A 25,718-nucleotide genomic window follows, 5' to 3' on the forward strand; every position below is an offset into this window, starting at 1 on the left:
GCTGGAATGGAATAAAGAGGCGCGCCCTTTTCAGGGCGCGCCGTTGCAGTTCATCCGCGCAGATCAGTCTGCGCGCGTCAGTCTGCGCGTGTCAGGCCGGCCGCATGCACGATACCAGCCAGGGCCCCCCCCACCAGAGGGGCCAGGATGAACACCCAGAGCTGGCTCAGCGCGGCGCCGCCGGCAAAAAGTGCAGGGCCGACCGAGCGGGCCGGGTTCACCGAAACGCCGGTGACCTGGATGCCGACAAGGTGGATCCCGGTCAGGGTCAGACCGATGGCAAGCCCGGCAAGGATGGTCGATGCGCCGGGATGGGTCGCGCCAAGGATCACCGTGACAAAGAGGAAGGTCGCCACGATCTCGAAGATCAGCGCCGAGGTCAGATTGTATTTGCCCAGATAATTCTCGCCATAGCCGTTCGAGCCGAGCCCGTATTCCCCAAGCGTGAAGCCGGTTTTGCCGGTCATGATCAGGTAAAGCACCGCCGCGCCGAGGATGGCGCCGGCCAGCTGAGCGATCACATAGGTGATGAAGGCGCCGGGCGTCATCTTGCCCGCCAGCAATATGCCAAGGCTGACCGCGGGATTGAGATGCGCGCCTGAGATCGCGCCGATGCCATAGGCGGCGGCGACGATCGAAAGGCCGAAGGCCAGCGAGATGCCGGTCAGGCCCACGCCGGTTGTGCCATCAGCGCCGGCGATCACCGCTGCGCCACAGCCAAAGAAAACGAGGATGAATGTGCCGATGACTTCGGCAGTAAATTGTTTAGACATTGTCCCTCCGGGTGACAGTGCCGGGGGGAAATTCCCCGGCGGATACTGGTCGGGCGGCTCCGGGGACGTGTATATGCACTATCCGTTGCCTTGGAGCCTCTCTCAGCTTATGTCTGGGGTGACCCCCGGAAAAGGGGGAAAAATTCCAGAGGTCAGCCCATGCGCGATCTGAAGATCCCCGATCAGCGTCACCCCGAAAAGGCGCATCGCCCCGATCAGGAGCAGCCGAAAAAGCCGTCCTGGATCCGGGTTCGGGCGCCGAATTCGGAAGGGTATAAAAAGACCCGCGACATCATGAAGGAAAACCGTCTGGTGACGGTCTGCGAAGAAGCGGGCTGCCCCAATGTCGGCGAATGCTGGAGCCAGGGTCACGCCACCATGATGATCATGGGCGAGATCTGCACCCGTGGCTGCACCTTTTGCAATGTGGCGACCGGCAAGCCGCAAAACCTTGATGCGTTCGAGCCGGGGCGGGTGGCGCATGCGGTCTCGAAGCTTGGGCTGAACCATGTGGTGATCACCAGCGTCGACCGGGACGATCTGGAAGATGGCGGCGCCGAGCATTTCGCTCAGACGATCCGCGCCGTGCGGCACCGCTCGCCGGATACCACGATCGAGATCCTGACGCCCGACTTCCTGAAATGCGCGCCCTCGGCACTGGAGAAAGTGGTCGAGGCGCGGCCCGATGTTTTCAACCACAATCTCGAAACCGTGCCGGCGCTTTACCATGAGGTCCGCCCCGGCGCGCGCTACTTCCATTCCCTGCGGCTTTTGCAGCGGGTGAAAGAGCTTGATCCGACGATGTTTACCAAATCGGGGATCATGGTCGGTCTTGGCGAGACCCGGCCCCAGGTCTTGCAGGTGATGGATGATATGCGCTCGGCCGATATCGATTTCCTGACCGTAGGCCAATATCTGCAACCGACCCCGAAACATCACCGCGTGGCGGAGTTTGTTACGCCGGAAGATTTCAAGGCCTATGAAAAATCGGCCTGGAACAAGGGCTTCCTGATGGTGTCGGCCACGCCGCTGACGCGGTCTTCCTATCATGCGGGCGATGATTTCGCGCAATTGCGCCAGGCGCGGATGGAGAAACTCGGCCAGGCCTGAGCCTGACCCGGGCCGCCCAGGGGCGGCTCACTCTGCCGGCGCGACCTTTTTCAGCCAGGCCGCGACGGCTGCCGCCTCTTCCGGGGGCAGACGGGCGAAATTCTCGACCACATGCGCCATATGGCCGCCGACGGAATCATAATCAGGGGTGAAGCCGGTGGTCAGATAATCGGCGATTTCCTCCGCGCTCCAGTCGAGGGCGGCGGGGGTGATGTTCGGGATCTGCCCGCGCCCCGAGGGATTTGGCGCGCCAGCCAGCCAGCGCGAGCGGTCCATCGCCCCGAAAAGGTTGCGCGGTGTATGGCATTCGCCGCAATGCGCCATGGCCTCGCCAATATAGCGGCCGTGTTCTTCCTCAGGCGTCAGATCGCCGGTCGTCACCCAATCCTTGCGCAGGAACAAGAGCTTCCAGCCGCCCAGCAGCCAGCGCTGGCTGAAGGGAAAGCTCAGGTCATGCGCGAGGCTGGGTGTCGGATCGGAGGGCAGGGTTTTCAGCCAGGCGTCAAGGTCGGCCACATCCTGCAGGGCGAGCTTTGTATAAGAGGCGTAAGGCAGCGCCGGATAGAGATGTTCGCCGCCACGCGAGACCCCCCTGGTCAGGGCATTGGCAAGATCAAGGGCAGACCAGGCGCCGATGCCATACTGCTTGTCCTGGCTGATATTTGGCGCATAAAACGTGCCGAATTGCGACGGGAAGGCCTGGCCGCCGGCAAGGACCGGTCGGTCATCGGCGCTGTTCTCCTGTCCGGGCGCAAGGTGGCAGGACGCGCAGCCGGTGGCGAGGAAGACCAGCCGCCCGGCTTCGGCATCACCGGTGAGCCCCTCCATCGCATCCGCCGCATGCGGGGCGGGCAATGTGGCCCAGGTCAGAGCGGCTGCTGCAACCGCAGCGGCTGACACCAGGATCAAAGTGGCGCGGCGCAGGGGATGGGGGGCTCGTGGCATCGGCTTGCCTTTCCGGGCTGGCTTTCCCCCATTCTGGACCGCTCAGGCCGGTTTGTCAGCGCGGTTTCGTGTAGCGTTCAGAACCGCATCCTGTTCACCCGGAGCCAGTCCGGCCAGCCCCAGATCCATTCAAAGGCCGCGAAGGCAAGACAGGCGGCGATCACGCCCAGCACCAGCAGCACCCGCTTCATCGGCGGCGGGTTCTGCGCCCAGCGTTTGGCGCGCAACAGCCAGACGGTGATATTCATCGACACTCCCTCATCGCGGTATTCGCCCTTTGTCGGGATATAATCAGGACGCGATTCGCTTCAGACACCGGGGTAAGACTACCGGAATGGCGGCTGGCGCGACCGAAATCGTTCATGTCACGTAGCCCGGCGGCGTGCCCTTTGCGCGCGCCGGCGATCTTGCCGGGAACCTTAGGGCAATGCTCAGGCATCGTCGGTGAATCTGACCTTTCCAATATAGGGAAGGTTTCGGTTTCTCTGTGCAAAATCAATTCCATAGCCGACAACAAACTCATCGGCGATCTCAAATCCTGTCCATGTTGCGCGGATCGGCACCTCGCGCCGTGACGGCTTGTCAAGCAGCGCACAGATCTCAAGCCGGCGCGGAAGTCGCGACATCAGCAGGTTTTTCACATGGGTGAGGGTATGGCCGGTATCGACGATATCCTCGACCACAAGCACATCGCGGCCCTGGATCTCGCCGCGCAGATCCTTGAGGATCCGCACCTCGCGCGAGCTATGCGTAGAATTGCCATAAGAGGAGGCCTCGAGAAAATCGACCTCGACCGGCAGATCCAGCTCGCGCACCAGATCTGCAATGAAGACGAAAGAGCCGCGCAACAGGCCGACGACGACCAGCTTCCCGGTTCCCTGATAGGCGGCGGTGATTTCGCGCGCCAGCGTCTCGATCCGCGCAGCAATCGCCTTGGGGCTGATCATCTGGTCGATGACATAGGGCCGCCCCGCCGGGGTTTCGAGGGCCGGGGTCTCGAGCGCCGGAGGTTCGGATGCCGGAGCTCTGGTGGCAGGCTGGGTTTTGGTGGGATCGGTCATGGCTGGCGCTCGGTTCTGGCGGAATGATTTCTTTTCACCCCGAAAGCGGGTGGGGGAAAGCGGAAACTCCCGCAATGGGCCCGCAATGGGGTTGAATTCCGGCGGTCGAGCGGTGAGATGGGGGTGTATCCGCAAGATTATCAGACATGCCCAGACATCAAGAGACCCGCAAATTGCCATGGTCGGCACAAGAGATGTTCGATCTCGTCGCCGATGTGGAGAACTATCCGAAATTTCTGCCCTGGAATGCGGCGGCACGGATCAAGTCGCGCCGGCCGGTCGAGGGCGGCGCCGGGGGCGACACCGTGATCGAGGCCGATCTGGTGATCTCGTTCAAGGTGTTTCGCGAACGCTTTGGCAGCCGGGTCACGCTTTTGGGCGGCGAAAAGCGGATCCTGACAGAATATATCGACGGTCCGTTCCGGTATCTGCGGTCGACCTGGGAGTTTCGCGATCTGGAGGAAGGAGGCTCTGAGGTCGGGTTCTTCGTCGATTTCGAATTCCGCAATGCGATCCTGCAAGGCGTGATCGGGCTGGTTTTCAACGAGGCGATGCAGCGGATCGTGCGGGCGTTCGAGCGGCGCGCGGCAGAGCTTTACGGCGCAGGCGGGTAGCGGACGCGTCAGTGAGGGCGGAGGCGCAAAATCGCGCGCCCTTACGGGCTTAGGTCAGCAGGAAGCAGTCCTGGTTTGCGTGCTCAGGCTCTGGCAGACGGGGCGGCGGCGCTAAGGAGGAGGCGCAGCGCGTATTCGGTGGCGGCCTTGCGCACATTGCTGCGCCCCAGGGCGCCGAAATCGCGGGTCTCGGTGAGTGTCATGCGGCCGGCTGTCGCGAGGCCGAAACAGACCCGGCCTTCGGGCTTGTGCTCGCTGCCACCGGGGCCGGCGATGCCGGTGACCGAGACTGCGAGACCGGCGCGGGACTGGCGGAGCGCGCCTTCGGCCATTTCTCGCGCGACCTCCTGGCTGACGGCACCGAAACGGGTGAGGGTGCTCTGATCCACGCCAAGCATCGTCTGTTTCGCCTCATTGGAATAGGTGACGAAACCGCAGTCGACGACATCGGAGGAGCCGGGAATATCGGTCAGCGCGGCCGATACGAGGCCGCCGGTGCAGCTTTCGGCTGTGGCGATCCTGAGCCCGCGCGCGCGGGCTTCCTGCAGCACGGCTTCGGCGAGGCTTGCGATTACATCAGCCATGGCTGCAGCACCGCATGATAAAGCCCGGCAAGGATGACCGATCCGATGCCGGCGAACAGGCCTGCAAGGACGTCGTCGAGCATGACGCCGGTGGCATCATGGCGCCGGTCGGCCTGGCCGATGATCCAGGGTTTCCAGATGTCAAAAAGGCGAAACAGCAGGAAAGGTACGACCCAGGCTGGCCAGGCGCCCCACCAGAGCCCGATATCAAGGCTGTGGTTCATCGCCGGAATGGCGGTGAAGCTCAGCGCGATCCACTGGCCGGCGACCTCGTCGATCACCACTTCGGACGGGTCGGTGTCGCTTGTGCCGCGCAGGTAAAGCGGCACCGCCCAGAAGCCGAGCAGTGTCGCCAGAACCGCCCCCACCGGCACCAGCCAGTAAAGCCCCTGGTTCATCGCCAGCAGCGCCAGCAGTGCCGCCGCCAGCGAGGCCCAGGTGCCCGAAGCCGGACGAAGATGGCCAAGGCCGAAGAAAGTGGCGGTCAGGTTAATCATGCTTTCACCAATACCACGGTTGCGATGGAGGCTATACCTTCTTCGCGGCCGGTAAAGCCCAGCCGCTCCGAGGTGGTTGCTTTGACGCTGATCCGGCTTGCGTCGAGTTCCATGATAGCTGCGAGGGCGGATTGCATGGATGCGGCATGTGGTCCGATCTTTGGGCGCTCGCAGATCAGGGTCACGTCGCAATTCGAAATCGCGAAACCGCGATCTGAGGCCAGCGCCACGGCATGACGCAGGAAGATATGGCTGGCAGCGCCCTTCCATTGCGGATCCGAGGGCGGGAAATGCCGTCCGATATCGCCTTCGGCCAGCGCGCCATAAATCGCATCCGTCAGCGCATGCATCCCCACATCTGAATCGGAATGCCCCAGCAGCGCGTGGTCATGCGCGATCCTCACGCCACAAAGCCAGAGGTGATCGCCCCCGGTGAAGGCATGGACATCAAAGCCATTGCCCATGCGGATATCCATGGTGCTTTCCTTTCCGCGCCGTTGCGCGAGGATCTGTTCCGCGCGGGGGAAATCCGGCGGGAAGGTGAGTTTGAGATTGTCTTCCTCGCCTTCGACGATCGCGACCTCCAGCCCGGATGCGAGGGCAAGTTCGACATCATCGGCAGCCTGGCCTGCCGCATCGGCGCGATGCGCGGCGAGGATAGAATCAAAGTGGAAGGCCTGGGGGGTCTGCGCGCGCCAGAGCCCGTCACGGGGCTGAAGGCCGGTCACAACCGCGCTTTCGCCGCGCCAGAGCGCATCGCTGACCGCGAGCGCAGGGGCCGCGGCCCTGTTGTGATCGAGGGCCGCCAGCATCCGCGCGATCAGTGCGGGGCTGGTCAGCGGCCGGGCACCATCCTGGATCAGCACCCTTTTATACCCCTGGCCCGCCATGGCTTCGAGCGCGTTTCGCACCGATGCCGCCCGCGTGGCGCCGCCTTCAATCAGCGGTGCCCCAGGCGCAATTCCGGCGACAATTCCGGCGGCGGTCTCGCGGTCATCGGGATGGATCACCAGCGCCAGATCAAAGCCCTGAAACGCGCGCAGCGTATGGGCGAGCACCGGTTCTCCGGCGAGAAGGCGCCATTGTTTCGGCACCCCGCCGCCGGCCCGCTGCCCACGCCCGGCGGCGGTGATCACCACCAGGGTCTTCGGCGCTGCGCCGGCGGGACCAGGCTCCGACATATGTGATACGATCTGGGGATGGGACACAGAGTTTTTGCCTGGTTTGGACTGGGGCTGTTGCGGCGGTTTTAGGCCAGGGAAAGCATGCTGGCAATCTGCGCGTCATTGCCCAAAATGCGGGCAAGGGTGATTAATTATTGTGCAGTTCTTCATTCCGGTGCAGGTCTGCCCGCGAAATATCCGGGCATCTGCCTTGGAACTATGCCGGAGCCCCAATAGCACTTTCCCTGAGATAAAAGGAACCCGACCTTGGCTTTGACCCCTGGCACTCTGGAAAACGGTCCTTCGCAAGGGGATCTGCCTGCGGCGCCCGCCGCAGTGAAGCCCGCCGCAGTGACGACTGGCGCAGTGGTTATCGGGGCGCATATCCTTTACCCGCCGGTGTTTCTGGCGCCGCTTGCGGGGATCACTGATCTGCCGAACCGCCGGCTGGTAGGGTCTTTCGGCGCGGGGCTTGTGGTGTCGGAAATGGTCGCCTCGGATGAGGTGCTCAGGAACCGTCCCGAAGCGCGGGCGCGGGCAGAGTTGGGCTTTGGCGAGAATATCACTTCGGTCCAGCTGGCAGGACGCGAGCCCGCATTGATGGCCGAGGCCGCGAAATGGTGCGAGGGGCAGGGCGCTGAAATCATCGATATCAATATGGGCTGCCCGTCAAAGCGGGTGACGACGGGGCTCTGCGGTTCGGCGCTTTTGAAGGATCTCGACCTTGCGGTCGGGCTGATCGAGGCGGTGGTTGGCGCGGTGAAAGTGCCGGTGACGCTCAAGACCCGGCTGGGCTGGGATGAACATCTGCTGAATGCGCCTGACCTGGCGGCGCGCGCCGAACAGGCGGGGGTGAGGATGGTGGTGATCCATGGCCGCACCCGCTGTCAGTTCTACAAAGGCCAGGCCGACTGGGCCGCGATCCGCCGCGTGAAAGAGGCCGTGACGATCCCGGTGATCGCGAATGGCGACATTATTGATGCGGCCACGGCTGCCGAGGCGCTGGCGCTGTCGGGCGCGGATGGCGTCATGGTCGGGCGCGGGGCCCAGGGCGCGCCCTGGCGGCTGGCCGAGATCGCCCATGCGCTTTACGGCACGCCCGCGCCGGTGATCCCCGAGGGACTGGCGCGGGGCGAGATGATCGTCCGGCATTACGATGAGATGCTCGATTTCTACGGGCTGCAACTGGGTCTGCGCTGCGCAAGGAAGCATCTTGGCTGGTATCTGGAAGAGGCCGGGATGGACCATGCCCGCGAGGCAGTGTTGACCGCCACCGACCCCGCTTTGGTCCGCGACCTGATCCTGCGCGCCTTCGGCGAGACAGAGGAGGCAGTATGAGCAGCTACCGCTCTCCCTGGCCGGTTCCCGGCGTGATCTGGGCGTCTTTGCCCCTGCCGGCCCTGCTGATCGGGCCGGATGGCATGATCCGCGAGGCCAATCCGGCGGCGGAGAGCTTTCTGAACGCCTCGGCGAAATCCCTGTTCGGCCAGCCGGTGCTGGACCGCGTCATGATCGACGCGCCGATGGAGGAAGCCTTCTTGCGCGCCCGCGCCAATCAGGCGCCGATGAAGATCAACAATGCCGATGTGACCAGCGGCGAGCGCCCGCCGGTGCAATGTTCGGTCCATATCGCGCCGATGCATGATCAGCCGGACCATCTGATGCTGATGTTTTCCCCGCGTGAGATCGCAGACCGGCTCGGCCGGGCAGGGGCTTCGAAAACGGCGGCGAAATCGGCGATCGGCATGGCCGAGATGCTGGCGCATGAGATCAAGAACCCGCTCGCAGGCATCGCCGGTGCCGCGCAGCTTTTGTCGATGTCGCTGACGCCGGAAGATCGCGAGATGACCGATCTGATTGTCGAGGAGACGCGGCGCATCGTCAAATTGCTGGAACAGGTCGAACAATTCGGCAATCTGCGCCCGCCGGAACGCCGCGCGGTAAATATCCATGACGCGCTTGACCGGGCGCGGCGTTCGGGGCTGGTGGGGTTCGCGTCGCATATGGTGATCCAGGAGGATTACGACCCCTCGCTGCCGCCGACCTTTGCCGACCCCGATCAGCTGATGCAGGTTTTTCTGAACCTGATCAAAAACGCCGCCGAAGCTGCCGGGCGCAAGGGCGGCACCATCCGGCTGCGCACCTTCTATGACCTCAGCCTCAGGATGCGCCGCAAGGATGGCAGCCAGGGCGCGCTGCCTTTGAATGTCGAGGTGATCGACGACGGTCCCGGCCTGCCGCCCGATATCGCGGCTGAGGTCTTTGATCCCTTCGTTTCGGGGCGTGAGAACGGCACCGGGCTGGGCCTCGCGCTGGTCTCGAAAATCATCGCCGACCATGAGGGCTGGATCTCGGTCGAGTCCGTGCCGGGGCGAACGGTGTTCCGTCTCTCGCTGCCGATGGTGCCCAAAGAACCAAAGAAAGAGGTGTAACCCATGGATGGAACGGTTCTGGTCGCTGATGACGACCGCACGATCCGCACGGTTCTGACCCAGGCGCTGACCCGGGCGGGCTGCAAGGTGCATGCGACCTCTAGCCTCATGACGCTGATGCGATGGGTGGAAGAGGGCAAGGGGGATCTGGTGATCTCGGATGTGATCATGCCCGATGGCAACGGGCTGGACGCATTGCCGCGGATCGCCCGGATGCGGCCCGGCCTGCCGGTGATCGTGATATCGGCGCAAAACACCATCATGACCGCGATTCAGGCCGCCGAGGCCGAGGCGTTCGACTATCTGCCCAAACCCTTCGATCTGCCCGACCTTATGAAACGTTCGGCCCGCGCGCTGGAACAAAAACGCCGCGCCGCCCCGGTCGCGCAGCCGGTGCGCGAACCGGCCGAGGAACTGCCGCTGGTTGGGCGCACCCCGGTGATGCAGGCACTCTACCGGCTGGTGGCGCGGGTGATGAACACGGATATTCCGGCGCTGATCTCGGGCGAGTCGGGCACCGGTAAAAGCCTTCTGGCGCGCGCGATCCATGATTTTTCGGACCGCCGGACGCTGCCCTTCGTCACCGCGACCGCGAGCGATCTGCAAGGGGTCGAGGGCCCGTCTTCGCTGATCGCGAAGGCGCGCGGCGGCTCGGTCGTATTCGATGAGATCGGTGATTTCGACGAAGATGCCCAGGCACGGGTGGTGCGGCTTCTCGATATGCTCGGGGACGATTCGATGGCCGGCAAGGCCCCCCGGATCATGGCGACAAGCCAGGTCGATCTGGCCGGTCGGATGGAGACCGGCAGCTTCCGCCAGGATCTTTATTACCGGCTCGGGGGGGTGACGTTGCATGTGCCCTCCCTGCGCGAGCGCGTCGAGGACATCCCGCTGCTCGCTGAACATTTCCTATCGAGGGGTGAGCGCGATTTCGGCACCACGCGCCAGCTGGCCCCCGACGCACGCGAACTGATCCGCAACCATTCCTGGCCTGGCAATGTGCGTCAGCTGGAAAATGCGATTCGCCGTCTGCTGGTCACCGCCTCCGATACTGAAATCAACCGGGCAGAGGTGGCGGTGGTGCTGGGTCAACTCCCGGTGGCGGAGCCAAGCCGTGGCGTCATGGAGGGTGAGAAACTTTCCGCCACCGTGTTGCGCCACCTGAAACGCTACTTCGATCTGCATGGCGGACAGCTGCCACCCCCCGGCGTTTACCAGCGTATCCTGCGTGAAGTGGAGATGCCGCTGATCGAAATCGCACTGGATGCGACCGGCGGCAACCAGGCAAGATGTGCCGATCTTCTCGGGATAAACCGCAATACTTTGCGCAAGAAGATCACTGATCTGGATATTCGCGTGACACGGCGCCGCAAGCTGATGTAAAACCGCAACATCAAGCGTGGCAGACGGGTCGCACAAGGACCCGTCCACAAGATGTTGAAGGTGATGGCGGGAGTTGAATCCGGTCGGGTTGTGAAGCGCGATGTCTGGCAAAGGGTCTCGCGCCTGCGCCGGCAGCGACGGATTCAGACAGCCTTCACCCTGGGGCTGGTCTTCCTTGGCCCGGTGCTGGTGGTGGCGAGTTCCCTTCTCCTCGGGCCGATGAACCATAGCGGCAACTCGCCGGCGTTGCGGCTGATCCTGCTTGCTGACCTGGTCTATGTTCTGCTGATTGCGGCTTTGGTGCTGGCGCGGGTGATGCGGATGGTGGCCGATCGCCGCCGCCGTTCGGCCGGGTCGAACCTGCATATGCGGCTGACCGGCGTTTTCGCCGGAATGGCACTGGTGCCGACCATCCTTGTCGCGGTTTTCGCGGTGCTTTCGGTCAATCTCGGTCTGGAAGGCTGGTTTTCCGAGCGTGTCCGCTCGGTGGTGGGCGCGTCGCTGGCGGCGGCCCAGGCCTATGAGGGCGAACAAAGCGCGAGCCTTGCGCAGGATGCGATGGCGCTGGCGGTCTATCTGAATGCTGCGCGTGAACAAAGCGTAATGCTGCGCGATGACCAGCTGCGGCCGCTTTTGGCCAAGGGGCAGGAACAGATCCAGCGCGGGCTGAAAGAAGCTTATCTTGTCGATGGCACAGGTCAGCTGAAGACGCGGGGCGAAAGCTCTTATCTTTTTGACTTTGAAGTGATTTCTTCAGAGAATCTGCAAAAGAGCCAGGCCGGTGGCGTCGTGCTGATCCCCGACTGGCAGAACAATGAATTCCGCGCGCTGGTGCGGCTGCCCGCCTATGCCGACCGCTATCTCTATGTCTCGCGCGCCGTGGACGGGCGGCTCCTCTCGCTGCTCGATGAGACGACCGAGACAGTGAAGCTTTACACCCAGCTGGAAGCGGATCGCGGCAAGCTCCTGCTGAATTTCGGCTTCATCTATCTGGGCTTTGCGCTGATCCTGATCCTGGCTGCAATCTGGCTGGGCCTGTGGTTCGCCGAACGCCTGTCGCGCCCGGTGGGGCGGCTGACCGGCGCTGCGCAGCGGGTCGGCGAAGGTGATCTTGACGTGCAGGTCGCCGAGGAGCAGGGCGATGACGAGATCGCCATGCTGGGCCGTATCTTCAACCGCATGACCCGGCAGCTGAAAGGCCAGCGGCTTGCGCTGGAGGCCAGCCATGCCGAGACCGAGGAACGCCGGCGGATGTTCGATTCCGTGCTGTCGAATGTGACGGCGGGGGTGATTGGCCTTGGCGGCGACGGGCGGGTGGATTTCATCAACCGCGCAGCTTTGCGGGTACTGGATCTCGGCGACGAGGTCGAAGACCGGCTTCTGAAAGAGATCGTGCCGGAATTCGCCGGGCTGTTTGAGACGCTGCAGGCGATCTCGGGCCAGGTCGCGCAGGAGGAAATCCGCATCACCCGGCGCGGCCAGATCGAGAGCCTGCTGGTCAGGATGGGCGAACGGCGCTCGGACAGTGGCGAGGCCGAAGGCTATGTGGTGGCCTTTGACGATGTGACCGACCTTGTGTCAGCGCAGCGTATGGCGGCCTGGGGCGATGTCGCGCGCCGCATCGCGCATGAGATCAAGAACCCGCTGACGCCCATTCAGCTTTCGGCAGAACGGGTGAAGCGCAAATTCTCGAAACAGGTGCAGGATGTCGAGGAGCTCGCGAGCCTCACCGATGTTATCGTGCGGCAAACCAATGACTTGCGCCGCATTGTTGATGAGTTTTCTAAATTCGCCCGTATGCCGGAACCCGACCGGCGCGAGACCGATCTGCTGGCGATCCTGCGGGATGCGGTGACATTGCAGCGCGCGGGTCAGCCCGGTGTGGCCTTCACCACCCGGATCCCGGAGGGCCAGCTCCTGATGGATCTGGATGCGACCATGATCAGCCAGGCCCTGACAAACCTTATAAAGAACGCCGGAGAAGCCACTGACTCCCATATTGAAAATGGGGCAGGCGAGGGATACCATCCGCAGATCCGCGTCACGCTTGTCTGGGATGAGGCGGAAAGTGTAATCCGCATCATGGACAATGGCACCGGCCTGCCGGAAGACCGGGCGCGGCTGTTTGAGCCCTATGTCACGACGCGCGCCAAAGGGACGGGCCTCGGACTGCCGATCGTGCGCAAGATCATCGAGGAACATGGCGGCACGCTGACCCTCACCGATGCGCCGGTGTTCGAGGGGGAAACCCATGCCGGCGCCATGGCCGAGATCAGGCTCCCGCGTCTGAACCGGCGTCGGATGGGGCGCAATATGGCACCGCAAGGGACTGCTGCGGCTGAGAAAACGGAAAACAACTCCCGGAACGGGGCGGCATTGACCCCTGAGAACGGGCCCGGGAACGGGAATGGAGGCTGAGATGAGCATTCTGATCGTCGATGACGAAAAGGACATTCGCGAACTGATCGGCGATATCCTGAAAGACGAAGGTTACGCGATACGCCTCGCCGGGAATTCCGAGGATTGTATCAACGAAATCAATACAGAAGCGCCCGATCTTATGGTGCTAGACATCTGGCTGAAAGACAGCCGGATGGATGGGATCGACATTCTTAAAACCGTCAAACGCGATAACCCGGATGTGCCGGTGATCATCATCTCGGGGCACGGCAATATCGAGATTGCGGTCGCGGCGATCAAACAAGGCGCTTACGATTTCATCGAAAAGCCCTTTAATATCGACCAGTTGGTGCTGGTTGTTGCGCGGGCTATGGAGACATCGAGGCTGCGCCGCGAGAATAGCGAGCTCAAGCGCCGCGATGTGACCTCGACCGAGATGATCGGCTCGAGCCCCGCGTTCAAAGGGCTGCGCGCCCAGCTCGACAAGGTGACGAAATCGAATGGCCGCGTGATGCTGACCGGGCAACCGGGATCGGGCAAGGAACTGGCGGCGCGCTACATCCATCTCAACTCGAACCGCGCCTCGGCGCCCTTCATCACCGTGTCTTCGGCAACCATCGAGCCAGAGCGCATGGAGGAGGTGCTTTTCGGCCGCGAAACGCCGGAACGTGGCATCGAGCCTGGTCTTCTGGAACAGGCGCATGGCGGTGTGGTCTATTTTGACGAGGTCGGCGACATGCCGACCGGCACGCAATCCAAGATCCTGCGCGTGCTGACCGAACAGCAATTCAACCGCGCCGGCGGCAGCGACAAGGTGCGGGTCGATCTGCGCGTGATCTCCTCGACCTCGCGCGATCTGCCGGGGGAAATCCGCGCCGGGCGTTTCCGCCAGGAGCTGTTTGACCGCCTGAACGTGGTGCCAATTCCGGTGCCCTCGCTGGCAGATCGTCGCGATGACATTCCCGAACTCGCCCGCCATTTCGTGGCCTGGTTCCATCGCAGCCAGGGCCTGCCTTTGCGCCCGATCAGCCCTGATGCCGAGGCGATGCTGCAGACCATGTCCTGGCCGGGCAATATCCGTCAGCTGCGGAATATGATCGAACGCGTGCTGATCCTCGGCGAGGGCACCGACGAGATTGAAGCGCGTGAGCTTCCCGGGGCCGAAGGGGCCAGCGGCGCCGGTGAGACCATGGTGCTGGGCGGCGCGGTGGCGACGCTGCCCTTACGCGAGGCGCGCGAGCTTTTTGAACGCGAATATCTCCTGACCCAGATCAACCGCTTCGGCGGCAATATCTCGCGGACGGCGAATTTCGTCGGCATGGAACGGTCGGCGCTTCACCGGAAGCTGAAAAGCCTCGGCGTGGTGACCTCGTCGAAATCCGGCACCCGCAGCGCCTATTTCGATGACGACTTCCAGGACGGCGAGGCGGGCTGAGCACGGCCCGGGCAGCATCTCCGGCGGGGGGAATTGACCTTTCGGAAGCGCTTTGCGAAACAGGGCAAATGACGGCGGGCGAGGCCAGAGGAGAACCCTATGAAGGTCATCATCTGCGGCGCCGGCCAGGTCGGCTGGCAGATTGCGCGCCAGCTGGCCGGTGAGAAAAACGATGTCACCATCGTTGACACCAATGCCGATCTGATCCGCCGCGCGACCGAGGTTCTGGATGTTCAGGGCGTTGTGGGCTTTGCAAGCCATCCCGACATTCTGGAAAAAGCCGGCGCCCGCGATGCCGATATGGTGATCGCCGCGACCTATTCCGACGAGGTGAATATGGTCACCTGTCAGATCGCGGCTTCGGCCTTTAATGTCACCCGCCGCATCGCGCGGATCCGGGCGCAGAACTACCTCGAGACCGGCTATTCCGATCTCTACAACACTGACCGGCTGGCGATTGATGTGATCATCAGCCCGGAGCTTGAGGTGGCTGAGGCCGCGCTGCAGCGGCTTGCCGCGCCCGAAACCTTTGACACCGAGGTTTTCATGTCGGGGCGCGCGCATCTGCTGGGGATCCGCCTTGGTCCGGAATGCCCGGTGCTGAACACGCCTTTGCGCCAGCTCAATGACCTCTTTCCCTCGCTCCGGGCGATCGTGGTGGGGGTGCGCCGCAATGAGAAGCTCTTCGCGCCGCATCCCGAAGATCAGCTGCTGGAAGATGATCAGATCTATCTCTTCGTCCATACCGAGGATATGAGCCGCAGCCTCGGCATCTTTGGCAAGCGTGAACATAAGCAGGACCGGATCGTCATAGTCGGCGGCGGCAATGTCGGGCTGACGGTGGCGCGGGCGCTGGAGGCGCGGTCCGACCGGGTCCGGGTGCGGATGATCGAGAAGAACCGCCAGATCGCCGAGGCCGCCGCCGATCAGCTGTCGCGCACCATCGTGCTGAATGGTGACGGGATGGATATGGATCTGCTGGCCGAGGCAGGCGTTGACCGCGCCGATGCGGTCCTGGTGGTCACCGATGATGACAAGACCAATCTGCTGGTTTCGGTGCGTGCCAAACAGGCGGGCTGCCCGCTGACCATCGCGCTGGTCAATGACCCGACCATGGCGCCTTTGATGGCGGCGCTGGATCTCGACGCATGGATCAATCCGCGCGCGACCACGGTCTCGTCGATCCTGCGCCATATCCGGCATGGCCGCGTTCGCGCCGTCTATTCGCTCGGCGATGGCGAGGCCGAGATGATCGAGGCCCAGGTGATGTCGACCTCTCCGATCTCTGGCAAGATGATCCGCGATATTGCATTCCCTGAAGGCGTGCTGGTCGGCGGCGTGATGAAGGGCGACCGGATGCTGAAACCTGAACCCGATACGCGGATCGAGCCTGGTGATCTGGTCGCGGTCTTTGCCCTGGTGAAAGATGTGCCCGAGGTCGAGCGCCTGTTCCAGGTCTCGATTGATTTCTTCTGATGCGGCCGCTGGCCGGGCTCCCGCGGGGTGGCAGGCGCCCGCTGTTATGGGATGTGCCGCTTCTGGTGCTGGCTCTGGGCGTCGTCGGGGTCCTGTGCTGGATCCCGGCGGCCCATGCCGCAAGCCTGAGTGATCACCGCACGGCGCAGAGCTTTTTCTATTCCGGGCTCCTCCTTGTCGTGCTGACCGTGATGCTGGCCATGGTGACCCGCGACCCAAAGCGCCGCCATTCCGCCCATAGTCAGCTGGCAGCACTGGCGGGAACCTATGCTCTTCTGCCTGTCGCCTTCGCCCTGCCGCTGGTGCCGCTGATCCGCGACACCACGCTGCTCAATCTGTGGTTCGAGATGATCTCGTCTTTCACCACCACCGGCGCCACCGGTTATGCGCCCGACCGGCTGCCGGCTTCTGTCCATCTGTGGCGGGCGATGGCGGGCTGGCTCGGCGGCTATTTCGTGCTGATCGCGGCCTGGGCGGTGCTCGCACCTCTGAACCTTGGCGGGGCCGAGGTGATCTCGGGGCAGCTTCCGGGGCAAAAGAGCCAGCTGATCGGCCGCGCCGGCGGGTTGACCGACCCGCGCGAGCGGCTGACCCGTGCCTCCTCGGCGATCCTGCCGGTCTATGCCGGGCTGACCTTCGCGCTGTGGATCATGTTGCTGATCGCGGGCGAAAACGGGCTGATTGCGCTGACCCATGCGATGGGGACGCTTTCGACCAGCGGCATCTCGGCGGGGACGGGGCAGGCGGTGCTATATTCCGGCCTCGCGGGCGAGGTGCTGATCTTCTTTTTCTTCCTGCTGGCGCTCAGCCGCCATCTGATGCCGTTCAACCTGCCAGGCCAGGTGCATGGATCGCTGCGCAAGGATCCCGAGATCCGGCTCGGCCTGATCCTGATCTCGCTTGTGGTCGTTGTCCTGCTGCTCCGCCATCTGGTGGCGGATGCCGGAGCGGGCGGCGAGGAGAGCCTTGCCGCGCTGATCCGCGCCTTCTGGGGATCTCTCTTTACCGCCGCCTCCTTCCTGACCACCACCGGCTATGAAAGCATCTGGTGGAGTTCGGCGCGCAACTGGGCGGGGATGGGATCGCCGGGGCTGATGCTGATGGGGCTTGCGATCATCGGCGGCGGGGTGGCGACGACCGCCGGCGGGGTGACGCTTCTTCGGGTCTGGGCGCTTGGCCTCCAGGGTAAGCGCGAGCTGGAGCGCATCATCCACCCGCATTCCATCGGCAGCGGCGCCGAGGCGCGCAGGCTTGCCGGGCGCGGCGCCTGGTTCGCCTGGATTTTCTTTATGCTTTTCGCGATATCGGTCGGCCTGATCACCGCCGCGCTGACCCTGTTCGGACTGCGGTTCACCGAGGCGCTGATCTTCTGCCTTTCAGCCCTGACCACAACAGGCCAGCTCGCCTGGCTTGCCGGGGCCGAGCCGCTGTCCTGGGCGGCGCTGTCCGCCCCGGTGAAGGTGATTCTCGCTTTGACCATGGTGCTTGGCCGGGTGGAGACACTGGCGCTGATCGCGCTGATCGCACCGGGCAACTGGTCGGGAGGCTGGTCAGCCCCATGGTCGGGCAAGGCAGGGCGCTGAGAAGTCGGGGCTTTGACGGGCTTTTGCGCAACAGTCTGACGCTCTCAGGTCACAACCAGGTGCAGATTCTGCATTTCATCTCTGGAAACCATGCGCAACATTCCTATTATTCGCGCAACCCGGTCGGTTTTTCCGCATCCGGGCGAGGTGGGCTTGATGCGGGTGTTCCGCCGGCCTCACCGGATTTCTCAAACCCGCAAGTGAAGCGGGCCCAGGCGCAAGGCAAAACAAACAATGGCTGGCGATAAACAGAACCTCCAGGACGCCTTCCTGAACCATGTCCGCAAGGCCAAGGTTCCGGTGACGATCTTCCTGATCAACGGGGTCAAACTGCAGGGTGTGATCACCTGGTTCGACAATTTCTGCGTGCTGCTGCGGCGCGACGGTCAATCGCAACTCGTGTATAAACACGCGATTTCGACCATCATGCCCGGTGCGCCCATCAATCTTTATGAAGGCGAAGATTGATTAATAAGCCCTCCGATCCCGCATCCGATCCCCCTGAAAATTCAGAAGGGCCAGAATTTCAGGACGCGCCCGGATCTTCCGGCTGGATGGAAGATGATGATCTGTTCTCCGACCTGTCCGCGCTCAGGGCAGAGCGGAGCAAATGGCAACTGACCGCGACTGAAAAGACGCGGGCAGTTGTTCTGCATCCCGATATCCGCAGCCGCCAGACCCGCCGTCTTCCCGAACATGGTCTGGCCGAAGCCGTCAGCCTTGCCGCAGCGCTTCCGAATATGGATGTGGTCTGGTCCCAGGTGGTTAAGGTTTCGAAAACCGTGCCCGCCACGCTGTTCGGCCCTGGCAAGGTCGAAGAGATCGGCGAAAGGCTGAAGGCGGAAAATATCGGTCTCGTCTTTATCGACGGGCCTGTGACGCCGGTACAGCAACGCAATCTCGAACGGGACTGGAAGGTCAAGCTCCTTGACCGGACCTCGCTGATTCTCGAGATTTTCGCCGACCGCGCCCGCACCCGCGAGGGCGTGTTGCAGGTGGAGCTGGCCGCGCTGAACTATCAGCGCACCCGCCTCGTGCGGGCCTGGACTCACCTTGAACGCCAGCGTGGCGGTTTCGGTTTCGTCGGCGGCCCAGGCGAGACACAGCGCGAAAACGACCGCCGCGCCATTGACGAACAGGCGATCCGGCTGCGCCGCCAGCTTGAGAAAGTGGTCCGCACCCGGGAATTGCACCGGGCGGCCCGGGCCAAGGTGCCTTTCCCGATCGTGGCGCTGGTCGGCTATACCAATGCTGGCAAGTCGACGCTGTTCAACCGGGTGACCGGGGCAGAAGTGCTGGCGAAAGACATGCTTTTCGCCACGCTCGACCCGACGATGCGGGCGCTGGAAATCCCCGGAGCTCTTGGTGGCAGTCGCCGCGTGATCCTCTCGGATACGGTGGGTTTCATCTCGGATCTGCCGACCCAGCTGGTCGCCGCCTTCCGCGCCACGCTGGAAGAGGTGCTCTCTGCCGATCTGATCCTGCATGTCCGCGACATCTCGCATCCCGAGACCGCCGAACAGGCCGCCGATGTCGAAGAGATCCTGACCTCGCTCGGCGTGCCGCCAGAGACGCCGAAATTCGAGATCTGGAACAAGCTTGATCTCGTCGATCCGAGCGCCCGCGAGGCGCTTGCGGCGCAGGCTGAAACCCGCCCCGATACTTTCGTAATCTCGGCGCTGACAGGTGAGGGGGTGCCGGATCTTCTGACCGCAATCTCCGCCAGTTTCGAGGCCGAGCGCCGCGAGGAAGAGCTGGCGCTTGGCTTCAGCGAGGGCCGCAAGCGCGCCTGGCTGCATCAGACCGGTGTCGTGGTCCGCGAGGATCAGACCGATGAGGGCTGGCAGATCACCGTGCAATGGAATGAAAGGCAGGCGCAGGAATGGGCGCGGCTCTGACCAGGCTCACGCAGGCCGTCGCGGCAGGTCTGATCGGCACCGCCCTCGCGACCGGCGTGCATTTCATGACCCTGACCTCCGGTGTGGCACGCGGCCTGATCGGCTCCGGTCAGGGGCTGCCGCAAACACCCGGCCTGCCGCTGACGGCGGGCGGGCTCGCCCTCGAATGCCTGATCGCCGCGCTGCCGGTTCTGCCGGTGGTCGCGCTCACTGTCTTTGCCGGGCGCTTCCTGATGAGCCTTGGTTTTCTCGCGACATGGGCCTGGGGCGGCGCCCGCCTCGGCACACTTATCGCTGCCACCGGCGGCAGAACCGTCGGCTGGGGAGACGGGTTCTCGCTGTTTTACAGCAGCGGCATGTTCAGCCTGATTGCTGCACTGACCGCCGCCTTCGTGCTCTGGATCCTCGCGCCGCGGCCGCTTTGAGACGCGGCCCTATCACTTCTCCTGACCCAGATACTCCCCCGCCGGACGCATTCTCCGGCAGGGCAGAGGTGGCTCATTCGGCCGGAACAGCAGGTGTCAGCAGCATCACCCCCGCCGCCGCCGCATGGGCAAGATCGGGGTCCAGCGACATGGGGATATATTCACCGCGCCGCCACAGCTCGCCCAGATCGTCATAATGGCGCGACAGCGGGTGGCCCGACTGTCCGGTCGCCGTGATGAAGATCGAGCTGTCAGGGTCGGCGAAATCATAGACCCCACGATAGCCGGCGCCATGGACGTTCAGATAGGGCTCCGGCCCCGATCCCTTGGTCACACCGCGCATCAGCGTGTCATCGCCTCCGGATGTCGACTGGCGGATATTCACGAACCACCTGACAAAGGGAATATTTCCCAGCACCGGATGGTCATGCGTTGCCTGATGCGCATCGCCCCATCGCCAGCTTTCGATATTGCGCCCATAGGTCTCGCTCAGCTCGATCAGCGCCTCGTCCAGCGCCATCCGCGCCATATCGGTGCAGGTCTCGACCGGAGCCGATTGCACCACATCACACCAGACTGCCGCACCATCGATATTGCGATAGACGCGTTCGAGGAAGACCGGATCGATGCGGCGGAAATTCTGCGCCAGCGGCCCGAGTTCATCCCGGATCAGCCGCTCCATCAACACCCTGAGCCAGGCTTCGGCGATCAGCGGTTCGGGCGCATGTTCGCTCATCTCGCCATTCCAGGCCGCCAGCAGCTTCAGCGCGCGCTGGCGGAATTCCTCTGCCGTGCCCGTTTCCGCTGCCTCTCCGGTGAACCACAGATCCGCCCCGATCAGCGGCAGTAACAGCCGCGCCGTCGGGTTCATCGTATCCAGCTGCGCCTCCATAAAGCTTTCGCGGGTATGGACCTCGCGGGTGCGGATCAGCGCGAGCCAGGCCTGGATGCGCTGCGTATCTCCCCAGGTAAAGCTGACATGATTGGGGAAGGGACGGTCGACCGTCTTGTTATTGGTATTGCCGAGAATACCCTCGGGCGGGTTCACGAAGCGCGGGTTTTCCTCATAGGGGAAGACCCCCTTAAAGCCGGTGGCCTCGACCCAGCCGGGGGACGGCATCCGGCCCTGGCTCGGATGGGCCGCGTCACGGATCGGCATGGCGCCGATCAGCTGCAGCGCAATGCCGTCCTTTCCCGCCAGCATCAGGTTCTGCGCCGGTGCGACATAGAGCCGCCCGGCCTCGATCGCATCCGCGACCGTGTTTGCCGACATCAGCCGCACGGCAGCCGTCATCGAGGTATCTGCCGGGGAAAGCGCGGTCCAGGACATCACCGCGACATGACCGGTGGGGGTCACCGATTGCAGATCATATTGCTTGCCCGAAAGCACCGGGCCATTTCTCGACCAGCGCAGGGTCAGCGTGATCGGCGCACCGTCCTTGACCCGCACCACGCTCTGGCGGGTGATAAAGCGCTCATATGTGCCATCGGGGAGCAGATATTCTTCCTGGTTTTCCGGGTTCAGCTTTTCGATGACGATGTCCTGGTCATCAAGATAGGCCGTGGTCAGGCCCCAGCCGAGTTCTTCGCTGCGCCCGATCATCACCACCGGAATGCCGGGGATCGTTGCGCCGATCACGCCGCCTTTTTGCAGTTCCAGCCGCGCCAGATACCAGATCGTCGGCGCGGTAAAGCCCAGATGCGGATCATTGGCCAGAAGCGCGCCGCCCGCAGCCGAGCGTCCCGCCATCGCAGCCCAGGCGTTTGACGCGCCCGAAAGCGCCGGCTCCACCAGAGGCGACAGCGGCCCGAGCGCGAAATCAACCGGCTTTTCGCCAGGCTGCACGCCGGGGATCAGGCTCGCGTAACTGGGTGAGGTGATGCCTTTGGTCGGGTCTTCCGGCAGGATATCGGCCAGCCGTTCAGGCGGCAGCACCAGCGAGGCGCGGGCGCGCAGGACTTCACTTTGCCCCATGCCAGTCAGTTGCAGCGCCATCAGCTTTAGAATCGCAATGGAATCGGCCGGCGCCCAGGCGGCGATCTCGGGTGCGAAAAACCAGAATTCCGGCGCGCCACGCCCGCGCGCGCCTGAGTTCACTTCACTGATCCAGGCGTTCACCCCGGCCGCATAGGCCTCGAGGACCGCCAGCGTCTCGGGATCCTGCGCCTTCACCGATTCCAGCGCGAGGCCGTAAAGATCGTAGCGCCGGATCAGCTCATCCACCGCCAGCGTCCGCTCGCCGAAAATTTCCGACAACCGCCCCTGGGCCGTGCGGCGCAGCATGGTCATCTGCCAGAGCCGGTCCTGGGCATGGGCAAAGCCAAGTGCGAAATAGGTGTCATGATCGTTCTTGCCGAAGATATGCGGCACCGAGTCATTGTTCCTGACCACCTCGACCGGGGCCGAGATGCCCTCAAGCGTGAAGCCCTCGTTGTAATCCACCAGCGAGCGCGACAGGAACCAGTAGCCGATCAGCACTGCAAGGCCCGCAAGTAAAAGCAGCCCGGCGGTAATCCGCATCAGCCAGCGAAAGAGGGTGAGCATCGGGCCTGTCCTTGACGTCCTTGGTCCAAAGGGTTCCTAGTCCATCACGAAACCAAGGGCAATTCACGGCGACAGGAGCGGATCATGGCAAAGGTGGCATTTCTCGGGCTGGGGGTGATGGGGTACCCGATGGCCGGGCATCTTGCAGCGCAGGGTCATGAGGTGACGGTGTGGAACCGCACCGGGGCCAAGGCCGCAACCTGGGGAGCGAAGTTCAAAGGCCGGGTGGCGCTGAGTGCGAAAGAGGCGGCGTCAGGCGCGGAATTCGTCATGGCCTGTGTCGGGAATGACGAGGATCTGCGCGAGGTCTGTCTGGGCGAAGAGGGCGCTTTTGCCGGCATGGGGCAGGGCGCGATCTTTGTCGATCACACCACCGTTTCTGCGAAGGTGACGCGAGAGCTGGCAGTGATCGCAGCGGCGCGCGGCTTTGGCTATGTTGATGCGCCGGTCTCGGGGGGCCAGGCGGGGGCCGAAAATGGCGTCCTTTCGGTCATGTGCGGCGGGTCTCAGGCCGATTACGACCGTGCGGCCCCGGTGATCGATGCCTATTCCCGGATCTGCCGCAGGATCGGCGATGCGGGGGCAGGGCAGCTTGCGAAAATGGTCAACCAGATCTGTATCGCCGGGCTGATGCAGGGTCTTTCCGAGGCGCTGGCCTTCGGATCAAAGGCCGGGCTTGATGGCAAGGCCGTGGTCGAGGTGATCTCGCAGGGCGCGGCGGGCAGCTGGCAGATGGTAAACCGGCATCAGACCATGCTGGAGGACCGGTTCGATTTCGGTTTTGCCGTCGACTGGATGCGCAAGGATCTGAACATCTGCCTGGAAACCGCCGAGGAGATCGGCGCAAGCCTGCCGGTGACCGCGCTGATCGATCAGTTCTACAAGGATGTTCAGCTGATGGGCGGCGGCAGGAATGACACCTCAAGCCTGATCCGCCGCCTGCCGCGCTGATTAACGTCTTGCCTTGCGTTGCAGGATCAGATGCAGCGCAAGGCCGATGCCGGCGACAATCATCAGCATCAGCCCCAGATGCAGCCCGTGCAGCCGCCCCATCACCAGCGTAACCGCGCGCCCGAAATGATAGCCAAGCGCGGTGAACAGCACCGCCCAGACCGCGCAGGACAGCGCATTCAATGCGGTAAAGCGCCGCCAGCCCATCGCGGTCTGCGCCAGCAGGACCGGCCCGACGATCCGCGTCCCCGGCACAAAGCGGAAGGCAAGCGTCAGCCCGTCCGGATGGCGCGCGAGCCATTGATGCAGCCAGCTTGCCTTTGTCCTGTCAGCCATCCGGCACAGCCAGCTGCCGATGCGCCCCTCGCGCGGCATTTGCCGGGACAGCAGGAACCAGATCTGATCGGCAAGGAAGGCGCCGGCGAAAGCGCTCAGCGCGGTCAGCTCCCAATGGCTCAGCCCGTGATGGGTGATGACGCCGCCAAGAATGGCGGCGGTTTCGCCTTCGAAAAAGCAGCCCCAGAAGACCGCGACGAGACCCCAGCGGGACAGGAGGCCCTCAAGGGGCATCGCAGATCAGGGAATGATGCGGGTATATTTGACGCCCGCAAGCGTTGCGCCGGCAATCAGCCCCTGCTGGCCGAAGATCAGCGCGACCACCGGGTCACTTTCCGTGGTTGCCTTGCCGATCGAGGCGCCTTCCTCGGGCGTGGCATAGCGCAGATCCGCCGAGGCGGCCCAGCCGGTCGAGCGGCGGAAATCCTCCAGCGCGTTCGGCGTCATGTAGAACAGCGCATGGGCATATTGCTGCGCGCCGATCTGCAACCCGACACTGGCCTTGGTCGCGGAATAGTAATCCACCGTGGCGCCCTGGATCCTGAGCGCGCCGCGCCCGAACGCGCCGCCCCAGACCAGACCCGCTTCGGTCATCAGCGGCATATAAAGCACGCCATTGGCACGCGACGCCAGCTCGCGCGTGCCGGGGTAGCGGCCGAAGAGATAGTTCTGCGTCGCATCCACCCGCGCATCGATCTGCGCCGCACCATTCGAGCCGACACCATTGCCGCAGGCGGCGGTCAGCAGCGTGGCCGAGCCGGCTCCGGCCAGCATTGCGCGTCTTGTGATCTTTTCCATGGCTCTGCCCTCAATGGTTTTTGCCGGCATATCCGGCAGAGGCTCTGCGGCCCCGTTCCCGCTAAATCTAGCGGCGGATCTGCGGTTTGTCATCGGTTATGCGCAATTCTCCGCAGGATCGGCGGCATTTCCCGCCGATCCTGCGCGGGCCGGCGGTCAGCCGCGCAAAAGCCGGGCGGCCTCGGGGGCGAAATAGGTCAGCACGCCATCACAGCCAGCGCGCCGGAACGCCATAAGGCTTTCCAGCATCACCTTTTCGCCATCGATCCAGCCATTCAGCGCCGCCGCCCGGATCATCGCATATTCCCCCGAGACCTGATAGGCGAAGGTCGGCGCCCCAAATGCCTGTTTCACCCGGTGGCAGATGTCGAGATAGGGCATCCCGGGCTTTACCATCACCATATCGGCACCCTCGGCGAGGTCGCGCGCCACCAGACGGATCGCCTCATCGCCATTGGCCGGGTCCATCTGATAGGTCTTTTTGTCGCCGACCAGCCGCCCGGATGCGCCCACCGCATCGCGGAAGGGGCCGTAAAAACCGCTCGCATATTTCGCGGCATAGGACATGATCGAGACATTCCGGTGGCCTGCGGCCTCGAGACCGGTGCGGATCGCGCCGATCCGGCCATCCATCATGTCGGACGGCCCCAGGATATCCGCGCCCGCCTCGGCCTGGGCCAGCGCCATTTTCACCAGCGCCGCGACAGTCTCGTCATTGAGGATCTCGCCTTTCACGACAAACCCGTCATGCCCGTTGGCATTATAGGGATCAAGCGCGATATCGGTCATCACCGCCAGATCCGGGATCTCGCGTTTCAGCGCCCGGATCGCGCGATTGGTGAGGTTTTCTGGGTTCCACGCCTCTTCACAGGTCTCGGTGCGCAGCGCCGCATCGGTATAGGGAAAGAGGCAGATCGCGGGGATCCCGAGCTTTGCGGCCTCTTCTGCGCGCACAAGCAGCCGGTCCAGAGACAGCCGGTTCACCCCGGGCAGTGAATGGATCGGCTCTTCGACGCCACTCCCTTCGCGGATGAAGACCGGCCAGATCAGGTCATTCACGGAAAGCTCATTCTCACGCGTCAGCGCCCGAAGCGCTGGCGTCCGGCGGGTGCGGCGGTGGCGGGTGGCGGGGAAATCGGCCTGAATCGGGTGCATATCGGATCCTGCAGGATGGCGGCACGGTCACAGATCATGCCGGACAGGCTGCCTTGCTTTGTGTCTCTTGTCCTGGGGGCTTGCGGCCCGTGCCCTTGCCTGCCATGGAATGGGGCGGGTCTTCAAGCGAGACCCGTCGGGATCGGCATCGGAC

General features: G+C 63.6%; 24 protein-coding genes. 13 read left to right on the top strand and 11 right to left on the bottom strand.

The window, feature by feature from the left end; translation table 11 throughout:
• Positions 1 to 77 precede the first annotated feature (77 nt).
• Entirely contained in the window at positions 78 to 773 is a 696-nt protein-coding gene (gene aqpZ / locus AC4FS3_RS20405; RefSeq protein ID WP_491022071.1) for an aquaporin Z, read from the bottom strand.
• A gap of 159 nt (positions 774 to 932) precedes the next feature.
• On the opposite strand from aqpZ, the gene lipA reads away from it, so the two are divergent.
• A complete protein-coding gene (gene lipA / locus AC4FS3_RS20410) occupies positions 933 to 1,883 on the top strand; it encodes a lipoyl synthase (RefSeq protein ID WP_092897928.1) in 951 nt (316 codons plus the stop codon).
• A gap of 27 nt (positions 1,884 to 1,910) precedes the next feature.
• Here the strand turns inward: lipA and AC4FS3_RS20415 are convergent, their stop codons facing one another.
• From AC4FS3_RS20415 to hpt, 3 genes are all read right to left on the bottom strand, one after another.
• On the bottom strand, positions 1,911 to 2,807 hold the full coding sequence (locus tag AC4FS3_RS20415; RefSeq protein ID WP_491022102.1) for a c-type cytochrome: 897 nt from the start codon (positions 2,805 to 2,807) through the stop codon (positions 1,911 to 1,913).
• A gap of 98 nt (positions 2,808 to 2,905) precedes the next feature.
• Complete coding sequence (locus tag AC4FS3_RS20420) at positions 2,906 to 3,076, bottom strand: hypothetical protein (RefSeq protein ID WP_283178079.1); 171 nt, start codon at positions 3,074 to 3,076, stop codon at positions 2,906 to 2,908.
• A gap of 183 nt (positions 3,077 to 3,259) precedes the next feature.
• Complete coding sequence (hpt, locus tag AC4FS3_RS20425) at positions 3,260 to 3,775, bottom strand: hypoxanthine phosphoribosyltransferase (RefSeq protein WP_491022103.1); 516 nt, start codon at positions 3,773 to 3,775, stop codon at positions 3,260 to 3,262.
• Positions 3,776 to 4,035: 260 nt separating this feature from the next.
• On the opposite strand from hpt, the gene AC4FS3_RS20430 reads away from it, so the two are divergent.
• On the top strand, positions 4,036 to 4,503 hold the full coding sequence (locus AC4FS3_RS20430) for a type II toxin-antitoxin system RatA family toxin (RefSeq protein ID WP_491022072.1): 468 nt from the start codon (positions 4,036 to 4,038) through the stop codon (positions 4,501 to 4,503).
• An 83-nt stretch (positions 4,504 to 4,586) separates the two neighbouring features.
• Here the strand turns inward: AC4FS3_RS20430 and AC4FS3_RS20435 are convergent, their stop codons facing one another.
• The 3 genes from AC4FS3_RS20435 to AC4FS3_RS20445 are packed head-to-tail and all read right to left on the bottom strand — an operon-like array spanning position 4,587 to position 6,765.
• Positions 4,587 to 5,087 carry a CinA family protein gene (locus tag AC4FS3_RS20435; protein WP_283178077.1) on the bottom strand — a complete coding sequence of 167 codons (501 nt, stop codon included), beginning with the start codon at positions 5,085 to 5,087 and terminating at the stop codon, positions 4,587 to 4,589.
• Complete coding sequence (locus AC4FS3_RS20440; RefSeq protein ID WP_283178076.1) at positions 5,075 to 5,584, bottom strand: phosphatidylglycerophosphatase A family protein; 510 nt, start codon at positions 5,582 to 5,584, stop codon at positions 5,075 to 5,077. Before AC4FS3_RS20440 ends, AC4FS3_RS20435 begins: the two co-directional genes overlap by 13 nt.
• Positions 5,581 to 6,765 carry a bifunctional 2-C-methyl-D-erythritol 4-phosphate cytidylyltransferase/2-C-methyl-D-erythritol 2,4-cyclodiphosphate synthase gene (locus AC4FS3_RS20445; protein ID WP_491022073.1) on the bottom strand — a complete coding sequence of 395 codons (1,185 nt, stop codon included), beginning with the start codon at positions 6,763 to 6,765 and terminating at the stop codon, positions 5,581 to 5,583. Before AC4FS3_RS20445 ends, AC4FS3_RS20440 begins: the two co-directional genes overlap by 4 nt.
• A gap of 354 nt (positions 6,766 to 7,119) precedes the next feature.
• Here AC4FS3_RS20445 and dusB point away from each other — a divergent pair, with 354 nt between their 5' ends.
• From dusB to AC4FS3_RS20495, 10 genes are all read left to right on the top strand, one after another.
• Positions 7,120 to 8,085, top strand: a complete 966-nt coding sequence (gene dusB, locus AC4FS3_RS20450) for a tRNA dihydrouridine synthase DusB (RefSeq protein ID WP_491022104.1) — start codon at positions 7,120 to 7,122, stop codon at positions 8,083 to 8,085.
• Complete coding sequence (locus AC4FS3_RS20455) at positions 8,082 to 9,179, top strand: two-component system sensor histidine kinase NtrB (RefSeq protein WP_491022074.1); 1,098 nt, start codon at positions 8,082 to 8,084, stop codon at positions 9,177 to 9,179. The genes dusB and AC4FS3_RS20455 overlap by 4 nt, the downstream gene beginning before the upstream one ends.
• A gap of 3 nt (positions 9,180 to 9,182) precedes the next feature.
• Positions 9,183 to 10,562, top strand: a complete 1,380-nt coding sequence (locus AC4FS3_RS20460; RefSeq protein ID WP_491022075.1) for a response regulator — start codon at positions 9,183 to 9,185, stop codon at positions 10,560 to 10,562.
• Between the two features lie 51 nt (positions 10,563 to 10,613).
• A complete protein-coding gene (locus AC4FS3_RS20465) occupies positions 10,614 to 12,980 on the top strand; it encodes a sensor histidine kinase NtrY-like (protein WP_491022076.1) in 2,367 nt (788 codons plus the stop codon).
• A gap of 1 nt (position 12,981) precedes the next feature.
• Positions 12,982 to 14,397 carry a nitrogen assimilation response regulator NtrX gene (ntrX, locus tag AC4FS3_RS20470; RefSeq protein WP_491022077.1) on the top strand — a complete coding sequence of 472 codons (1,416 nt, stop codon included), beginning with the start codon at positions 12,982 to 12,984 and terminating at the stop codon, positions 14,395 to 14,397.
• 99 nt (positions 14,398 to 14,496) lie between these two features.
• Positions 14,497 to 15,873, top strand: coding sequence for a Trk system potassium transporter TrkA (gene trkA / locus AC4FS3_RS20475; protein ID WP_283178070.1), 1,377 nt, complete (start codon positions 14,497 to 14,499; stop codon positions 15,871 to 15,873).
• A complete protein-coding gene (locus tag AC4FS3_RS20480) occupies positions 15,873 to 17,456 on the top strand; it encodes a potassium transporter TrkG (RefSeq protein WP_491022078.1) in 1,584 nt (527 codons plus the stop codon). Before trkA ends, AC4FS3_RS20480 begins: the two co-directional genes overlap by 1 nt.
• Positions 17,457 to 17,690: 234 nt before the next feature.
• Positions 17,691 to 17,924 carry an RNA chaperone Hfq gene (hfq, locus tag AC4FS3_RS20485; RefSeq protein ID WP_023664101.1) on the top strand — a complete coding sequence of 78 codons (234 nt, stop codon included), beginning with the start codon at positions 17,691 to 17,693 and terminating at the stop codon, positions 17,922 to 17,924.
• An 86-nt stretch (positions 17,925 to 18,010) separates the two neighbouring features.
• A complete protein-coding gene (gene hflX / locus AC4FS3_RS20490; protein WP_491022079.1) occupies positions 18,011 to 19,354 on the top strand; it encodes a GTPase HflX in 1,344 nt (447 codons plus the stop codon).
• A complete protein-coding gene (locus AC4FS3_RS20495) occupies positions 19,339 to 19,779 on the top strand; it encodes a hypothetical protein (RefSeq protein ID WP_491022080.1) in 441 nt (146 codons plus the stop codon). The genes hflX and AC4FS3_RS20495 overlap by 16 nt, the downstream gene beginning before the upstream one ends.
• 73 nt (positions 19,780 to 19,852) lie before the next feature.
• Here the strand turns inward: AC4FS3_RS20495 and AC4FS3_RS20500 are convergent, their stop codons facing one another.
• Positions 19,853 to 22,324, bottom strand: coding sequence for a penicillin acylase family protein (locus AC4FS3_RS20500; RefSeq protein ID WP_491022081.1), 2,472 nt, complete (start codon positions 22,322 to 22,324; stop codon positions 19,853 to 19,855).
• A gap of 84 nt (positions 22,325 to 22,408) precedes the next feature.
• Between AC4FS3_RS20500 and AC4FS3_RS20505 the strand changes: the two genes are divergently transcribed.
• On the top strand, positions 22,409 to 23,275 hold the full coding sequence (locus AC4FS3_RS20505) for an NAD(P)-dependent oxidoreductase (RefSeq protein WP_491022082.1): 867 nt from the start codon (positions 22,409 to 22,411) through the stop codon (positions 23,273 to 23,275).
• Here AC4FS3_RS20505 and AC4FS3_RS20510 read toward each other — a convergent pair whose 3' ends face one another.
• The 3 genes from AC4FS3_RS20510 to hemB form a co-directional block, all read right to left on the bottom strand.
• The gene (locus AC4FS3_RS20510) at positions 23,276 to 23,845 is read right to left on the bottom strand and encodes a DedA family protein (protein WP_491022083.1); all 570 of its coding nucleotides are present in this window, start codon (positions 23,843 to 23,845) and stop codon (positions 23,276 to 23,278) included.
• A gap of 6 nt (positions 23,846 to 23,851) precedes the next feature.
• Positions 23,852 to 24,409, bottom strand: coding sequence for a lipid-binding SYLF domain-containing protein (locus AC4FS3_RS20515; protein WP_283178063.1), 558 nt, complete (start codon positions 24,407 to 24,409; stop codon positions 23,852 to 23,854).
• A gap of 156 nt (positions 24,410 to 24,565) precedes the next feature.
• Entirely contained in the window at positions 24,566 to 25,564 is a 999-nt protein-coding gene (gene hemB / locus AC4FS3_RS20520; protein WP_491022084.1) for a porphobilinogen synthase, read from the bottom strand.
• Positions 25,565 to 25,718: the final 154 nt, after the last annotated feature.

Source organism: Pseudogemmobacter sp. TB195, from assembly GCF_058313095.1.

Bases quoted from the DNA above. Each gene is read 5' to 3' on its own strand.
- aqpZ (WP_491022071.1), bottom strand. From the start codon at position 773: ATGTCTAAACAATTTACTGCCGAAGTCATCGGCACATTCATCCTCGTT.
- lipA (WP_092897928.1), top strand. From the start codon at position 933: ATGCGCGATCTGAAGATCCCCGATCAGCGTCACCCCGAAAAGGCGCAT.
- AC4FS3_RS20420 (WP_283178079.1), bottom strand. From the start codon at position 3,076: ATGAATATCACCGTCTGGCTGTTGCGCGCCAAACGCTGGGCGCAGAAC.
- hpt (WP_491022103.1), bottom strand. From the start codon at position 3,775: ATGATCAGCCCCAAGGCGATTGCTGCGCGGATCGAGACGCTGGCGCGC.
- AC4FS3_RS20430 (WP_491022072.1), top strand. From the start codon at position 4,036: ATGCCCAGACATCAAGAGACCCGCAAATTGCCATGGTCGGCACAAGAG.
- AC4FS3_RS20435 (WP_283178077.1), bottom strand. From the start codon at position 5,087: ATGGCTGATGTAATCGCAAGCCTCGCCGAAGCCGTGCTGCAGGAAGCC.
- AC4FS3_RS20440 (WP_283178076.1), bottom strand. From the start codon at position 5,584: ATGATTAACCTGACCGCCACTTTCTTCGGCCTTGGCCATCTTCGTCCG.
- AC4FS3_RS20445 (WP_491022073.1), bottom strand. From the start codon at position 6,765: ATGTCGGAGCCTGGTCCCGCCGGCGCAGCGCCGAAGACCCTGGTGGTG.
- AC4FS3_RS20455 (WP_491022074.1), top strand. From the start codon at position 8,082: ATGAGCAGCTACCGCTCTCCCTGGCCGGTTCCCGGCGTGATCTGGGCG.
- AC4FS3_RS20460 (WP_491022075.1), top strand. From the start codon at position 9,183: ATGGATGGAACGGTTCTGGTCGCTGATGACGACCGCACGATCCGCACG.
- AC4FS3_RS20465 (WP_491022076.1), top strand. From the start codon at position 10,614: ATGTTGAAGGTGATGGCGGGAGTTGAATCCGGTCGGGTTGTGAAGCGC.
- ntrX (WP_491022077.1), top strand. From the start codon at position 12,982: ATGAGCATTCTGATCGTCGATGACGAAAAGGACATTCGCGAACTGATC.
- trkA (WP_283178070.1), top strand. From the start codon at position 14,497: ATGAAGGTCATCATCTGCGGCGCCGGCCAGGTCGGCTGGCAGATTGCG.
- AC4FS3_RS20480 (WP_491022078.1), top strand. From the start codon at position 15,873: ATGCGGCCGCTGGCCGGGCTCCCGCGGGGTGGCAGGCGCCCGCTGTTA.
- hfq (WP_023664101.1), top strand. From the start codon at position 17,691: ATGGCTGGCGATAAACAGAACCTCCAGGACGCCTTCCTGAACCATGTC.
- hflX (WP_491022079.1), top strand. From the start codon at position 18,011: ATGGAAGATGATGATCTGTTCTCCGACCTGTCCGCGCTCAGGGCAGAG.
- AC4FS3_RS20495 (WP_491022080.1), top strand. From the start codon at position 19,339: ATGGGCGCGGCTCTGACCAGGCTCACGCAGGCCGTCGCGGCAGGTCTG.
- AC4FS3_RS20500 (WP_491022081.1), bottom strand. From the start codon at position 22,324: ATGCTCACCCTCTTTCGCTGGCTGATGCGGATTACCGCCGGGCTGCTT.
- AC4FS3_RS20505 (WP_491022082.1), top strand. From the start codon at position 22,409: ATGGCAAAGGTGGCATTTCTCGGGCTGGGGGTGATGGGGTACCCGATG.
- AC4FS3_RS20510 (WP_491022083.1), bottom strand. From the start codon at position 23,845: ATGCCCCTTGAGGGCCTCCTGTCCCGCTGGGGTCTCGTCGCGGTCTTC.
- AC4FS3_RS20515 (WP_283178063.1), bottom strand. From the start codon at position 24,409: ATGGAAAAGATCACAAGACGCGCAATGCTGGCCGGAGCCGGCTCGGCC.
- hemB (WP_491022084.1), bottom strand. From the start codon at position 25,564: ATGCACCCGATTCAGGCCGATTTCCCCGCCACCCGCCACCGCCGCACC.